The sequence below is a fragment of the Pseudomonas sp. NFR16 genome (assembly GCF_900108875.1).
GTDB lineage: Bacteria > Pseudomonadota > Gammaproteobacteria > Pseudomonadales > Pseudomonadaceae > Aquipseudomonas.
Map to the genome: position 1 here is coordinate 116813 of NZ_FNYJ01000003.1, position 13688 is coordinate 130500.

The following is a 13688-nucleotide window of genomic DNA, read 5'->3' on the forward strand; positions in this document are numbered from 1 at the left end:
CTCGAACTCATTTAATAATGAATATCATTCGCTAAATGAGCCTCGGTCATGGGTACTGTTCTGCACGAGTCGCCTCACCTGGAAAACTGGCGCGCATTGAGTCTGCGGATTCGCTGTGCCCTTGACCCCGACGAGCCTCGTGTCATTCAGCATTACCTGGCCGAAGGCCGTTATCTGGCACGTTTTACGGCAACGCCCCAGGCGCTGATCGTCGAAAGCACGTTCCGTCTGCTGATCGATACCGCCCGCGATACTGCCCTGCCGTGGCACTGGCGCTGCCTGTGTCTGGATCAGGCCTGGCGTCCGCTCCACGACATGCAGGCCCTCTCGCATTCCTCTTATCAGCGCCAACGCTGGCAGGCCTTCGCTCATCAACTGGCGACCTGCGTGTTGCTGCCCTCGATTTCTCTCGCTGAACTGATGCAAGGATCCACCGATGAGTAATACCCGTATCGAACGCGACAGCATGGGCCAACTTGAGGTCCCGGCCGAGGCCCTGTACGGCGCGCAGACCCAGCGTGCGGTGAACAACTTTCCCGTCAGCCAGTTGCGCATGCCTGGCCAGTTCATCCGAGCGCTGTTGCTGGCGAAGGCCGCTGCCGCCCAGGCCAACCTTGAACTGGGGCAGATTTCCGAAGGCCAGAGCAAAGCCATCGTCGCCGCCTGCAAAGACCTGCTGGCCAGCGATTACATGACACATTTCCCCGTCGATGTTTTCCAGACCGGCTCGGGTACCAGCACTAACATGAACGCCAACGAGGTGATCGCCACGCTCGCCAGCCGGGTACTGGGTGAACCGGTCAACGCCAACGATCACGTCAACTGTGGTCAGAGCAGCAATGACATCATTCCGACGACGATTCACGTCAGCGCCGCCTTGGCGATTCACGAGCAATTACTTCCTGCGCTGGCTCACCTCATTCAGGTGATCGAACAGAAAGCCGCGCAGGTTCATCCGTTCGTCAAGACCGGCCGTACTCACCTGATGGATGCCATGCCCGTGCGCATGAGCCAAGTGCTCAATGGCTGGGCGCAGCAGATCAAAGCCAACGTCGAGCACCTCGAAAACCTGCTGCCCAGCCTGCAGGCGTTGGCCCAAGGGGGTACGGCGGTAGGCACGGGCATCAATGCGCACCCGGAATTCGCCTCGCGTTTCGCCACGCACCTGAGCCGCTTGAGCGACGTCGGCTTCGTGCCGGGCAAAGACCTGTTCGCCCTGATCGGTTCCCAGGACACGGCAGTGGCCGTTTCCGGCCAGCTCAAGGCAACCGCCGTGTCGCTGATGAAAATCGCCAACGACCTGCGCTGGATGAACTCCGGCCCGCTGGCCGGCCTGGGTGAGATCGAGCTCGAAGGCCTGCAGCCGGGCTCTTCGATCATGCCGGGCAAGGTCAATCCGGTGATTCCGGAGGCCGCCGCGATGGTCGCCGCACAGGTCATCGGCAACGACGCGACGATCACTGTCGCTGGCCAGTCGGGCAATTTCGAGTTGAACGTGATGCTGCCGGTCATCGCTCACAACCTGCTGCAAAGCATCGAGCTGCTGGCCACCTCCAGCCGGCTGCTGGCCGACAAGGCCATCGCAACCTTCAAGGTCAACGAAGCCAAGCTCAAGGAAGCGCTGTCGCGTAATCCGATTCTGGTGACGGCGTTGAACCCGATCATCGGCTATCAGAAAGCCGCCGAGATCGCCAAGACCGCTTACAAGGAAGGTCGCCCGATCATCGACGTCGCGCTGGAGCACACCGATCTGGACCGCGCTCAGCTGGAGACCCTGTTGAACCCGGAAAAACTCACTGCCGGCGGGATCTGACCGTCTGCTACCGCCCACGCTACCGATCGAGGAGGCACGCCATGGAGCATTGGAAAAGCACCATTCTGAAAGGCAACAGCTGTTTCAACCGTGGCGATCTGGTCGATGCCCGCGAGCTTTATCTGCAAGCGCTGGCGCTTGCTCAAGTCCTGCTGGAGCGCTGGAGGGACCCCGATGAGGCGGTGGCGGCATTCGTGATTTCTCACCACAACCTGGCGGACCTGCACCTGAGCCTGAAACAGCCGGAGGAGAGCGCCGAGTACCTGTGCTCCGCGCATCAACGCCTCCTGCACGTGATCCAGAACCCCGACCTTGCGCCCGCGTTGCGTCAGGCCGCCTTCCGCCACAGCAACAAGACCTACAGCGAACTGTTGGGCTTCATCAGCGAACACGGTGAATACCCACGTACCCATCGCCTGCTCAACAGCACGGGCGAACACTCACGTTCGGCGCTTCAGCGCAACGCCGCTGTCGCCGGCGCTTTGTCCTTTGGAGTCCATTGATATGCCGTATACCTTGCCTGCCTTGCCATACGCCTACGATGCCCTTGAGCCGCACATCGATGCGCAAACCATGGAAATCCACTACACCAAACACCACCAGACCTACATCAACAACCTCAACGCAGCCGTCGACGGCACTGAGTACGCCGACTGGCCGATCGAAAAACTGGTCGCCAGCGTGGCGCAGTTGCCGGAGAAACTGCGTCCTGCGGTGATTAATCAGGGCGGTGGCCACGCCAACCATTCGCTGTTCTGGGAGGTCATGAGCCCTTCAGGTGGCGGTCTGCCGTCGGGCAAACTGGCGAAGGCGATCGAATCGCAGCTCGGCGGTTTCGAAGCATTCAAAGATGCCTTCACCAAAGCCGCGCTGACTCGTTTTGGCAGTGGCTGGGCCTGGCTGAGCGTCACGCCGCAGAAACAACTGATCGTTGAAAGCAGCGGTAATCAGGACAGCCCGCTGATGAACGGCAATACGCCGATCCTGGGGCTGGACGTCTGGGAACACGCCTATTACCTGCGTTATCAAAATCGTCGACCTGAGTACATCGCGGCCTTCTACAACGTCGTGAACTGGGACGAAGTGGCCAAGCGATACGCAGCCGCTCTGGCCTGAATCCCATTACGAGAAGTAGACGATCTATGCCTTCGGATTTCCTCACTATCAGCAGCGGACGCTTGTTGCGTCTGGCCATTGGTTCGATTCTTTTGCTGGCTGGCACCGGGCTGCTCATCGCTCAGGGCCTGTCCTGGCTGAGCCTTGAACCCAGAATGTTGAGGGCGCTGGAAGGCGGAGCGCTGTGCGCCTTGGGCACTGCCCTTGGCGCGGTTCCGGTGCTGGTGATTCGCGGGATGCCGGTGGCGGTGTCCGACGGCTTGCTGGGGTTCGGCGCGGGCATCATGCTCGCGGCGACGGCGTTTTCCCTGATCGTGCCAGGCTTGAGCGCGGCTCAGGATCTGGGCTTCTCGCCTTGGGGTGCGGGCGCCCTGATCAGTGCCGGCATTCTGGCTGGCGCTGTCGGGCTGTTCATCGTTGATTCGCTGGTTTCGCAGGGCCCGCAGCTGTCCGAGGTTGCGGAAAAACCGGCCATTCCCTCCAATATCTGGCTGTTCGTCATCGCCATCGTCGCCCACAACATTCCGGAAGGCATGGCCGTGGGCGTCTCGGCGGGAGCAGGCCTGGCCCATGCCGACAGCCTGGCCATGGGCATCGCGTTGCAAGATGTGCCGGAAGGGCTGGTGATTGCGCTGGTACTGGCGGCCGCTGGCATGTCGCGTCTGAACGCATTTCTGATCGGCGCCGCTTCCGGTCTGGTGGAGCCGGTCTTCGCCGTGCTGTGTGCCTGGCTGGTGGAAATCGCCGCGCTGTTGCTACCCGTCGGCCTTGCGCTGGCAGCGGGAGCGATGCTGCTGGTCGTCACCCATGAAATCATCCCGGAGTCCCGCCGCAACGGTCATGACAAGATCGCTAGCTTCGGGCTGCTGGTCGGTTTCTGCCTCATGATGGTAATGGACACCGCGTTGGCGTGAGCCGGCCAGCGACTGCCTGGCGTTGCAGGGATCGAACATGCGCCATCGGGCGGTCGCGCTCAGCGTTGGCCCAGTTTTGCGAGTGTCATGCTGTCCGGCTTGCCGTCGAAAAACGCATCGAGCACTTCATTGAACAGAGGGTTTTGTGGTGCGACGCTGGCAAACAGCGTCATGCTCGAGCGCAGTTTCATGTCGTCCGGCGATCCCATGATCTCGCTCGCGCTGCGATGTCGCCATTTCAACAGCGCTCGCCCGCAACTTTCCAGGCGCGGTCCCAGACAGGGATGCTGAATATACGCCAGCGCTTCTTCACGACCGGAAATCCCGAAGCGTTGCGCCATCTCGCTATGGCCCAGGCCTTTCAGCTGCGGAAAAACGAACCACATCCAGTGGCTGCGCTTGCGGCCGTTCTGTAACTCGGCGAGCGCGCGCTCGAAAATCGGTTCCTGAGCGTCCAGAAAACGTTGCAGATCATGATCGTCTTTCACTTCAGCCTCCTGCGGTCTGGCGATGCTTATGAAGTTATGACTTCGTCTGCAGGCATTGTTCCCGACAAATCCAGGCGCCTCGCCCGCGCTCCGATAAAAACCCTTATAATCCTGCGCCTATTTCTTCCCGATGCGAGATCCGCCGTGAGCTTACCGCCGTGCCCAAAATGCAATTCCGAATACACCTATGAGGACGGCTCGCAGCTCGTCTGCCCGGAATGCGCCCATGAGTGGTCCGCCGACGGCGATGCCGAGGCGAACGACGACGTGAAGGTGATCAAGGACTCGGTCGGCAACACGCTGCAGGACGGCGACACGGTCACCGTGATCAAGGACCTGAAAGTCAAAGGCTCTTCGCTGGTCGTGAAAGTGGGCACGAAGGTGAAAAACATTCGCCTGGTCGACGGCGACCACGACATCGACTGCAAGATCGACGGCATCGGCGCGATGAAACTGAAGTCAGAATTCGTCAAAAAGGGCTGAAGCGGCAGTTTGCTGACTCCGCAAAGCTGTCCGCGCGATCCCCAGGATTTACGGCCAACCTCAAAACCGGTGGGAGCGAGCTTGCTCGCGAAGACTGATTTCCAGCCGCTACATCTCCAACGGTCGCACCGGCCTATTCCCAGCTGAAGCCGGTCCTACTGACGCTGCGGGCTTTTCGTAGGACCGGCTTCAGCCGGGAAAGCGTCGGATGCCAGGGCGCATTCTTCAGGCCGGGCAAACCTTCCAGGTTTGCATGTCTTATCCTTCCGACACTTCGGATTTTTCCTACGGGCACAGTGGCTCTTCTATCCCTGCGTCCCCCGCAAATTTCATAGCCTTGCAGCCTTGTGATGGGCTGGGTGATGGATAGCTTGGATGTCGAGTTTTTATGAATATTTCAAAGAGAACATGGAAGGCATGGGGTTGCCTGCGCCTGAGTCGCTTTTCGGCTCGGTCACGAGCGCAGTTGCAACAGCGAGCACGCTGCTTGGCCAGATTGATAAATTCGGCGAACGGGTGACGATCAGTGAACTTTTACGCGCTGGCACGAAGCTGGAGCAATTGGCGATGATAGGAGCGTGCTCGGCAGCGTTCTACGTCGGTGCGGTGATTGGCAGTATTGCCGTTGCCACCGGAAGAGCGCTTGGCAATGGCACGACGCTGGGGGACGTGCTCTTTACTGCACAAAAACTCGACCTCATGGCTGATTGGCTCGCCCACTGTCTGCACCGGTATCCAGGCATGTACCAAACCGCGACATCAAACAGGGACAGCTATCGATTCTTGGGACATGTAGCGTGAGGGACTCAATCTTGCTGCTGACGGTTGCTACCCTCGTCGCATCGGCTGCATGGATGTTCTGGCACTACCTTGCCTTGGATGGTTTTCAGCTACTCACCACGGTTGCGGTTGTAGCGCTGGCAGTGGACAACGTGCGCTTGCGATGCCGCATCAGCTAGGCAAATTAATCCCGAACGTATTCTCACCGTGTGCGCTGCGCACGAATACGGTGCCGCCGTGCATCAAGGCGATGGCTTTGACGATGGCCAGGCCAAGGCCGTGGTTGGCGCCGCTGTTGCTGCGCGAAGCGTCGACGCGATAGAAACGTTCGAACAGCCGGGGCAGGTGCTCGCCGGATATTTCAGCCCCGGGGTTGGTGACGCCGATGCTGACGTGGTCCCCTTCATCGGCGATCTCCACGACAATCAGGTGCCCAGGTGAGGTGTGCTGCACAGCGTTGTGCAGCAGGTTGATCAAGGCCCGGCGCAGATGTGCCTTTTCGATGCGCGCGCTGGCATCACCTTTCACCTGAACCTGCACCTGTGCGTCTTCGAGGATGAAATCCAGGTAATCCAGGGTCTTTGCCACCTCTGCGGCCAGCGACGCCTGGCTCAGTTGCGTCGCCTTGCTGCCCTGATCGGCGCTGGCGAGAAACAGCATGTCATTGATGATCGAACGCAGCCGTTCAAGCTCCTCAAGGTTGGATTGCAGCACCTCGAAGTAATGTTCAGCGGAGCGTCCACGGGTCAGCGCCACTTGCGTCTGGCCAATGAGATTGGTCAGCGGCGAGCGCAGCTCATGAGCCACGTCCGCGTTGAACGACTCCAGCCGCGAATACGCCTGCTCGACCCGTTCCAGCGTCGAGTTGAACGAGGTCACGAACTGGTCGAGCTCAGGCGGCAACGGCGACAGCTGCAAGCGCCCGCTCAGGCGCGGCGGCGCCAGCTTACGGGCCTCCAGCGACAGGTCATGCAACGGCTTCAGACCGATCCGCGCCACCCAATACCCCAACGCCGACGCCAGCACGATGCCGATGGCGGCCAGACTGATCAGCGCGATCAGCAGGGAATGCTGCGTCTGCCAGAAAGTTTCGGTGTCGATCGCCGTCAGGAAACGCAACGGCGGACGCTGATCCTTGGCCGGAAACTGACTGACCAGCACCTTGAACGGGTAATCGTGATCCTTCAGGTTCAGGTCGCGCATGCCCAGCGGACCTTTGGCGAAGGTGCGGATGTCGACGTCTGGGTTGCCGAATTCATAGGTCGGGTTGTCGCTGACCACCCAGAACCGCAGGCGTTTGTCTTCCTCGCTCAGCAGTTTCAGCTTGGCGTTGATCTTGGCCCAGTGCTCGGGATTGCCATAACGCTGAACCGCTGACTCCAGCACGCTGTAGCGCGCATCGACTTCGGCTTCCGGCAGCAAGCCCAGGCTTCTGTCTACCTGAAGATACAGAGCCCAGCCGATCAGCAGAAACACCAGCAGCGCCACCAGCGCAAACATGCCGCTCAGGCGCAGGGCGATGGAATTACTCGACACGACGGCTCTCCAGCACGTACCCCATGCCCCGGATCGTGTGCAGCAGTTTCTGCTCGAACGGCCCGTCCAGCTTGGCCCGCAGACGTTTTATCGCGACTTCGACAACGTTCGCGTCGCTGTCGAAATTGATGTCCCAGACCATCTCGGCAATCGAGGTTTTCGACAGGATTTCGCCCTGGCGGCGAGCCAGTACGCTGAGCAGCGAGAACTCCTTGGCCGTCAGGTCCAGGCGCGCGCCGGCGCGGGTCGCCTTGCGGCTGATCAAATCGATCCACAGATCGGCAATGCTGATCTGCACCGGCTCGTGCCCCCCGCTGCGTCGGGTGAGCGCCTGCAACCGGGCAACCAGCTCGAGAAAGGAAAACGGTTTGCCGAGGTAATCGTCCGCGCCTTCGCGCAGTCCGCGAACCCGGTCATCGACGTTCTCACGCGCCGTCAGCATGATCACCGGGGTCTGCTTGCGGGCACGCAAGGCGCGCAACACGCCGTAGCCATCCAGGCCAGGAAGCATGACGTCGAGAATGATGACCGCGTACTCGCTTTCCAGCGCCATGTGCAAGCCTTCGATGCCCTCGCGTGCGACATCGGTGGTGTATCCCTGTTCGGTCAGGCCGCGATGCAGGTAGTCCGCGGTTTTCTCTTCGTCTTCGATAATCAGGACGCGCATGGGTCCACTCTCACTTGTTCGCTGCTTACTTTTCAGCAGTCATCAGGGCCGCAGGTTGCTTGCTCATTGCGTCGGGTGTCGGGGTCGGACGTGGGCGGTGGAAGATTCTTTCAAGCTGCAGGTAAATCACAGGCGTCGTGAACAGCGTCAGCGCCTGACTGACCAGTAATCCGCCTACAACAGCGATACCCAGTGGCTGACGCAGTTCAGCACCCACACCATAGCCGAGCATCAGCGGCAGAGCACCGAGCAGCGCCGCCAGCGTTGTCATGATGATCGGCCTGAACCGCGTCAGACACGCCTCATAGATCGCTTCCTGCGGCGATAATCCTTGGTGACGCTGGGCTTCAAGGGCAAAGTCCACCAGCAGAATGCCGTTCTTCTTGACGATGCCGATCAGCAGCACGATACCGATCAGGCCCATGATCGAAAAATCCTGCCCCATCAGCCATAACAACAGCAACGCGCCGATCCCGGCGGAAGGCAGGGTGGAGATGATCGTCAGCGGGTGAACGAAGCTCTCATACAGCACGCCCAGAATGATGTACACCGCCACCAGCGCGGCGAGAATCAGCCATGGCTGGTTGGCCAGCGAGCTTTGGAACGCCTGGGCCGCACCCTGGAAATTGCCGATGATCGAAGCCGGCATGCCGATCTCATTCTTGGCCTGATCGAGCAACACTACAGCGTCGCCCAGCGCGACACCGGCCGACAGGTTGAACGAGAGGTTGGCGGCCGGGAACATGCCATCGTGGCTGATCGACAGCGGACCCATCTTCGGCGCGCCCACTTTGACCAGCACCGACAACGGCACCATCTCATTGGTCAGCGGCGACCGCAGATAGAAGTAATTCAGGCTTTCGGCCTTGCCGCGCTGCTGGGGCTCAAGCTCCAGAATAACTTTGTACTGATTGATATCCGTCTGGTATTCGTTGATCTGGCGCTGACCGAACGCGTCATACAGCGCCTGATCGACATCGGCGGCGCTCAGGCCGAAACGCGCCGCGGCGCTGCGGTCGATGTCCAGATGCGTCACGCTGCCGCCCAGTTGCAGGTCGTTGGACAGGTCGCGAAACGCCGGAAGGGTCTTGAGTTTCTCAGTGAGCTTCTGGGTCCAGACATTGAGCAGCGCGCCATCGTTGCTCTTGAGCACGTATTGATACTGCGCCCGGCTCGGGCCGGAGCTCAGGTTGATGTCCTGACCGGCACGCAGATACAGCACGATGCCCGGGATCTTCGCAAGCTTGGGCCGGATGCGATCGATGAACTGGCTGGCGGACACGTCTCGGTCTTCGCGATCCTTGAGCGCAATCCAGACGCGACCGTTGGCGATGGTCTGGTTGCTGCCGCTGACACCCACCGAATGCGAAAACGCTTTGACCGCAGGGTCCGCCGCGATGATTTTCGCCAGCTGTTTGTGCTTCTCCACCATGTCGGGGTAGGAAATATCCGCAGCCGCCTCGCTGGTGCCCAGCACCATGCCAGTGTCCTGGACGGGGAAAAAACCCTTGGGGATGAGCACATAACCCGCGACGGCCAGCACCAGCGTCAGGCCGAAGATACCCAGCATCAGGCGCTGATGGGCGAGGGCGAAACGCACGCCTCGCGCGTAGCGGGCGAGCAAGCGTTCGCCGAACCCGGGCGTCGCATGCGGATTGTGTTTGGGCGCCCGCATGAACAGCGCGGCGAGGGTGGGCGCCAGCGTCAGCGACACCATCACGGAAATGAGAATGGTCGACGTCGCAGTCAGGGCGAACTCCTTGAACAACCGCCCCACCACGCCGCCCATGAACAGCAGCGGAATGAATGCCGCGATCAGCGAGAAACTGATCGACACCACGGTGAAACCGATCTCGCCTGAGCCTTTGATCGCCGCGTCGCGCATGCTGTCACCGGCTTCCAGGTGGCGATGGATGTTTTCCACCACCACGATGGCGTCATCCACCACGAAGCCGACGGCCACCACGATCGCCACCAGCGTCAGGTTGTTCAGGCTGAAACCGAGCACATACATCAGCGCGAAGCTGGCCACCAGCGACACGCCCAGTACCGCCGTCACGATCAACGTCGCCGACAGCTGGCGCAGGAACAACGCCATGACCGCGATCACCAACGCGATCGCGATCAGCAAGGTCATTTCCACCTCGTGCAACGAGGCGCGAATGGTCTTGGTGCGGTCGCTGAGCACTGATACGTCGACCGATGCAGGCAGCATTGCCTGCAGGCGCGGCAGCTCGCCGAGCACGCGGTCGACCGTCTCGACAATGTTGGCGCCGGGTTGACGGAACACGACGATGTTCACGCCCTGTTGTTCGCCCGACCAGGCACGCACGTAGGCGTTTTCAGAACCGTTGATGACCCGGGCTACATCGCGCAGGTGAACGGGGGCGCCGTCTTTGTAGGAAACGATCAGTTGCTCGTAATCCCTGGCCTGGAACAGTTGATCGTTCGACGCCAGCGTGGAAATGCTGTCCTTGCCATAGAGCGCACCTTTGGCGAGATTGAGGCTGGTCTGCTGCAAGGTCTCGCGCAGGTCGGCCAGCGTCAGGCCGATCGACGCGAGTTTCTCCGGCGCGGCCTGCACGCGGATGGCAGGCCGCTGCTGACCGGTGATGTTGACCTGTCCCACGCCGTCGATCTGACTCAACTGACGAGCCAGCAGGGATTCGGTGACATCGCTCAGCTCGGTGCCGGGCATCAGATTGGAGCTGACGCTGAGAATCAGCACCGGGCTGTCGGCAGGGTTGACCTTGCGCCAGGTTGGCAGCGTCGGCAGGTCCGCTGGCAAGCGCCCGGCCGCGGTGTTGATCGCTGCCTGCACTTCCTGAGCGGCGGTGTCGATGCTCTTGTTCAGGCTGAATTGCAGGATCAGATTGGTGGAGCCCAGCGCGCTGCTCGAGTTCATCTGCGTCATGCCAGGAATCGCGCTGAACTGCACTTCCAGGGGCGTCGCCACCGAGGAAGCCATGGTTTCCGGACTGGCGCCGGGCAACTGCGCGTTAACCTGGATGGTGGGGAATTCGGCTTCCGGCAGCGGCGCCACCGGCAAGCGCGGAAACGCGATGCAACCCAGCAACACCAGCGCGAACGTCAGCAGAACCGTGGCGATAGGGTGATTTACGCACCAGGCGGAAAGGGATCCGCGGCCTTTCATTTCGACGCCCCGGCCACATCGACCAGCGCATCGACCGGCTCATCCTTGACCACTTCGATGTGAGCACCATTCTTGAGCCGCGACTGGCCGTCGCTGACCAGCACGTCGTTGACGTCGACCCCGCCGATCAGCATCAGGTCGCTGTCCTGGTAGAGCACTTTAACCGGCACGACTTCGACGCTGTCGCCCTTGACCCGATAAACGTAATGCTGATCGATACCGCGCTGGACCACTTGGGGCGGGACCTTCAGCGCATCGCGGTCGACGGCGGTCTGGATGCGGACGGTCACCAGCTGGCCGGGCCACAGCTTCTCGGCGGCATTGTCGAACACCGCTTTGGCGCGAATGGTGCCGGTGTTCATCGCCACCTGATTGTCGATGAGCGTCAGTTTGCCCTGGCCGAGCAATGTGCCGCTGGCGCCTTCACCCAAATACGCATCCACCTTGGCGGGCGTGCTGGCGGCCAGCAGGTCGTGCAACGTCGGCAGCATCTGTTGCGGCAGCGAGAACTCCACGGAAACAGGATCGATCTGCGTGACGGAAAACAATCCGGTCGCATCGCTGACGCGCAGGAAATTACCCTCGTCGACGTTCCGAATCCCCACCCGGCCTGTCACCGGAGAGCGTATCTGGGTGTAGGAAAGTTGTACTTGAGAAGCGTTGATCGAGGCTTGATTGCCCAATGCGGTCGCTTTCAGTTGCTCGACCAGCGCCTCTTGCTGGTCGTATTGCTGCCTGGAAATACTGTTGTCGACCGTCAGCAGCTTGTAGCGCTTGAGGTCCACTTGAGCGACGTTCAGCTGGGCCTGGCTCTGACTCAGTTGCGCCCTGGCCTGCTCCAGCGCGGCGCGAATGGAACGATCGTCGATGGTCGCCAGCAGATCTCCTGCCTTGACCTGTTGCCCTTCCTTGACCAGCAGCCGAGTGAGAATGCCGTCCACCTGAGGACGAATCACCACACTCTGCAGCGACAACACCGAACCGATGCCGGTGACGTATCGAGGCACGTCCTCCTGCTTCACCGTGATCACACGAACCGGCACCGCCACCGGAATGCTGGCTTTCTTCGCGACGGGACGATTCAAGGTCCAGGTGCCGATCGCAATCAGCGCAACAAGTGCGGTCACGGCTATCACGGTTGTTTTCTTCTTGTGCATACAGAAACGACGCCAGCGAATGGGTGAGGGCAGATGGGTGTGAGCATCCTTTATAACCCTTCCACCCGGTCAGCAAAATGACTGCTACCTGTCAATATTGTCAGCTGGATTAGGGCGGAGGATGAAGTCGGGTAAAGAAAGAATGCCGCAGGGCGATACCCAAGTAGAAGGCACGAGTTTCGATGAACGAGTTCTACTGTGACGGGGACAATTCCTACATAAAGCTTCGTGAATTCTGAACGTTGTTCTCTGGCTCGACTCAACTTCATAAGGGGCGAGCCTTCATTCCGGAGTGTGGCGATGAAAAGTAAAAAGACAGTTTCGATGTTTTTTTCGATCGCGTTTATCGGGACTTGTGCCGTATCCGGCCCCAGCGCATGGGCCGCGCAAAACGATCTCATGTTTCATGGCAGCCTTGTCAATGCCGCATGCGAGGCCCGAGTGATGGCGGGCACAGACGCAGCCGCCGGATGGAAAACCTTGTCGGCAGGCAGTTCCCTGACCATCGGCCTGATGGCTGGCGACAATGCGTGCGGCAAGCCTGCCGTCCCCGTCTACGCCAGTTATAAAGAAACCGCCATCGCATTTCGCACTGCTCACGCGGGTATCGTGACGCTGACTTACCAATAAGCGGTCCGCCCGACTATTTGAGCAACGCCTGACAAGCCCCGATTCGATGGAATCGGGGCTTTTTTTTGCCCTCGCGGTCTGCCGATCGCGTCCGGACGGTTACAGCGCCGAGGTGAAAGGTCAGCCACTGTTTTCGAGCGCGGTGTCGTGCAAAGCCATGTAATTCGTGAGCTGTAGCCCTGCGCTGCCAAGTCCTACGGAAGATTCTGTCACGCCCCACTGTCGTTTCCGCAAGCGCAAGGTAAATAGCCCGACAGCCGCGAGCCAGAGCGGCGCTTATAGTTCTCGCCGTCCTCTTGGGCACACACGAATTGACACAAGGAACGTCGTTAGCATGAAAAATATCTCTCTTTCACTGGCCATCGTGACCGCATTGGGACTCGGCATTTCGAGTACCGCGAGCGCCGCCAACAACGGCAAACTTGTCTTCACTGGCACGCTCACCAACATCACCTGTGACATCGGCGCCGGGACGGGTGCAAGCCCTGGCAATAACCCGGGTGAAATCAACGTCGACATGGGCAACGTATCCTTCTCCGACATCGGTCTGTTCGCGGACAATAAACTGGAAACCGCCTCGCCTATCCAGCTGTTGGTCAACTGCACCGGCGGCGCTTCGCAATACAACACCGTCAATATGCGCTTTGTGGCACGCCAGGGCAGCGGCCTGGATAACCTTGATCAGAAACTGCTGCGCACCACCGGTGCTGCAGACGGCGTCGGTATCGGTCTGCTCAATGCTTCCAACCAGCTGATGGATTTGAGCGGCAACGAAACCATCGATACGCCGCTGATCAAGGACGGCGCTGACGGCGCTACTGCCGAAATCAATTTCGGGGCTGTCTATGTTCTCAACGGTGCGGCGACCAATCCCGGCAACGCCGACGCCTTTCTGCCGTTCGTGATGGACTATCAGTGATGCAACAGGCGGGCGAGCATTGCTCGCTCCG

The 13688-nt window shown here is 60.2% G+C and carries 14 protein-coding genes; 9 read left to right on the top strand and 5 right to left on the bottom strand.

What is annotated here, in order from left to right:
• Positions 1-48: 48 nt before the first annotated feature.
• From BMZ10_RS13505 to BMZ10_RS13525, 5 genes are read left to right on the top strand one after another with little or no spacing between them, the layout of a single operon-like run.
• Entirely contained in the window at positions 49-444 is a 396-nt protein-coding gene (locus BMZ10_RS13505; RefSeq protein WP_093462866.1) for a FagA protein, read from the top strand.
• Positions 437-1813 (top strand): class II fumarate hydratase, encoded by a 1377-nt coding sequence (locus BMZ10_RS13510; RefSeq protein WP_093462869.1) that lies wholly within the window; start codon positions 437-439, stop codon positions 1811-1813. Before BMZ10_RS13505 ends, BMZ10_RS13510 begins: the two co-directional genes overlap by 8 nt.
• A 41-nt stretch (positions 1814-1854) precedes the next feature.
• Positions 1855-2316: a hypothetical protein gene (locus BMZ10_RS13515; protein WP_093462872.1), complete on the top strand. Its 462-nt coding sequence runs from the start codon at positions 1855-1857 to the stop codon at positions 2314-2316.
• 1 nt (position 2317) lies between these two features.
• The gene (locus BMZ10_RS13520; protein WP_093462874.1) at positions 2318-2929 is read left to right on the top strand and encodes a superoxide dismutase; all 612 of its coding nucleotides are present in this window, start codon (positions 2318-2320) and stop codon (positions 2927-2929) included.
• A 26-nt stretch (positions 2930-2955) separates the two neighbouring features.
• Complete coding sequence (locus BMZ10_RS13525) at positions 2956-3843, top strand: ZIP family metal transporter (RefSeq protein WP_093462876.1); 888 nt, start codon at positions 2956-2958, stop codon at positions 3841-3843.
• Positions 3844-3902: 59 nt separating this feature from the next.
• Here the strand turns inward: BMZ10_RS13525 and BMZ10_RS13530 are convergent, their stop codons facing one another.
• Positions 3903-4331 carry a DUF1810 domain-containing protein gene (locus BMZ10_RS13530; protein WP_093462878.1) on the bottom strand — a complete coding sequence of 143 codons (429 nt, stop codon included), beginning with the start codon at positions 4329-4331 and terminating at the stop codon, positions 3903-3905.
• 144 nt (positions 4332-4475) lie between these two features.
• On the opposite strand from BMZ10_RS13530, the gene BMZ10_RS13535 reads away from it, so the two are divergent.
• Together BMZ10_RS13535 and BMZ10_RS13540 are read left to right on the top strand one after the other, a co-directional pair.
• The gene (locus tag BMZ10_RS13535) at positions 4476-4814 is read left to right on the top strand and encodes a zinc ribbon domain-containing protein YjdM (protein ID WP_177182137.1); all 339 of its coding nucleotides are present in this window, start codon (positions 4476-4478) and stop codon (positions 4812-4814) included.
• A 375-nt stretch (positions 4815-5189) separates the two neighbouring features.
• The gene (locus BMZ10_RS13540; protein ID WP_093462880.1) at positions 5190-5615 is read left to right on the top strand and encodes a hypothetical protein; all 426 of its coding nucleotides are present in this window, start codon (positions 5190-5192) and stop codon (positions 5613-5615) included.
• Between the two features lie 150 nt (positions 5616-5765).
• On the opposite strand, the gene BMZ10_RS13550 is transcribed toward BMZ10_RS13540, so the two are convergent.
• The 4 genes from BMZ10_RS13550 to BMZ10_RS13565 are packed head-to-tail and all read right to left on the bottom strand — an operon-like array spanning position 5766 to position 12108.
• A complete protein-coding gene (locus tag BMZ10_RS13550) occupies positions 5766-7130 on the bottom strand; it encodes a heavy metal sensor histidine kinase (RefSeq protein WP_093462884.1) in 1365 nt (454 codons plus the stop codon).
• Entirely contained in the window at positions 7120-7797 is a 678-nt protein-coding gene (locus BMZ10_RS13555; protein WP_093462886.1) for a heavy metal response regulator transcription factor, read from the bottom strand. Before BMZ10_RS13555 ends, BMZ10_RS13550 begins: the two co-directional genes overlap by 11 nt.
• Before the next feature lie 25 nt (positions 7798-7822).
• Positions 7823-10951: a multidrug efflux RND transporter permease subunit gene (locus tag BMZ10_RS13560; protein WP_093462889.1), complete on the bottom strand. Its 3129-nt coding sequence runs from the start codon at positions 10949-10951 to the stop codon at positions 7823-7825.
• Positions 10948-12108, bottom strand: a complete 1161-nt coding sequence (locus BMZ10_RS13565; protein ID WP_093462891.1) for an efflux RND transporter periplasmic adaptor subunit — start codon at positions 12106-12108, stop codon at positions 10948-10950. The genes BMZ10_RS13560 and BMZ10_RS13565 overlap by 4 nt, the downstream gene beginning before the upstream one ends.
• A 300-nt stretch (positions 12109-12408) precedes the next feature.
• Between BMZ10_RS13565 and BMZ10_RS13570 the strand changes: the two genes are divergently transcribed.
• Together BMZ10_RS13570 and BMZ10_RS13575 are read left to right on the top strand one after the other, a co-directional pair.
• Positions 12409-12738 (top strand): hypothetical protein, encoded by a 330-nt coding sequence (locus BMZ10_RS13570; RefSeq protein WP_093462893.1) that lies wholly within the window; start codon positions 12409-12411, stop codon positions 12736-12738.
• 334 nt (positions 12739-13072) lie between these two features.
• The gene (locus BMZ10_RS13575) at positions 13073-13657 is read left to right on the top strand and encodes a fimbrial protein (RefSeq protein WP_093462895.1); all 585 of its coding nucleotides are present in this window, start codon (positions 13073-13075) and stop codon (positions 13655-13657) included.
• Positions 13658-13688 lie beyond the last annotated feature (31 nt).

Excerpts from the sequence above, each read along its gene's own strand:
- BMZ10_RS13575 (WP_093462895.1), top strand. The coding sequence starts at position 13,073 with ATGAAAAATATCTCTCTTTCACTGGCCATCGTGACCGCATTGGGACTC.
- BMZ10_RS13515 (WP_093462872.1), top strand. The coding sequence starts at position 1,855 with ATGGAGCATTGGAAAAGCACCATTCTGAAAGGCAACAGCTGTTTCAAC.
- BMZ10_RS13560 (WP_093462889.1), bottom strand. The coding sequence starts at position 10,951 with ATGAAAGGCCGCGGATCCCTTTCCGCCTGGTGCGTAAATCACCCTATC.
- BMZ10_RS13565 (WP_093462891.1), bottom strand. The coding sequence starts at position 12,108 with ATGCACAAGAAGAAAACAACCGTGATAGCCGTGACCGCACTTGTTGCG.
- BMZ10_RS13555 (WP_093462886.1), bottom strand. The coding sequence starts at position 7,797 with ATGCGCGTCCTGATTATCGAAGACGAAGAGAAAACCGCGGACTACCTG.
- BMZ10_RS13520 (WP_093462874.1), top strand. The coding sequence starts at position 2,318 with ATGCCGTATACCTTGCCTGCCTTGCCATACGCCTACGATGCCCTTGAG.
- BMZ10_RS13510 (WP_093462869.1), top strand. The coding sequence starts at position 437 with ATGAGTAATACCCGTATCGAACGCGACAGCATGGGCCAACTTGAGGTC.
- BMZ10_RS13525 (WP_093462876.1), top strand. The coding sequence starts at position 2,956 with ATGCCTTCGGATTTCCTCACTATCAGCAGCGGACGCTTGTTGCGTCTG.
- BMZ10_RS13570 (WP_093462893.1), top strand. The coding sequence starts at position 12,409 with ATGAAAAGTAAAAAGACAGTTTCGATGTTTTTTTCGATCGCGTTTATC.
- BMZ10_RS13505 (WP_093462866.1), top strand. The coding sequence starts at position 49 with ATGGGTACTGTTCTGCACGAGTCGCCTCACCTGGAAAACTGGCGCGCA.
- BMZ10_RS13540 (WP_093462880.1), top strand. The coding sequence starts at position 5,190 with ATGTCGAGTTTTTATGAATATTTCAAAGAGAACATGGAAGGCATGGGG.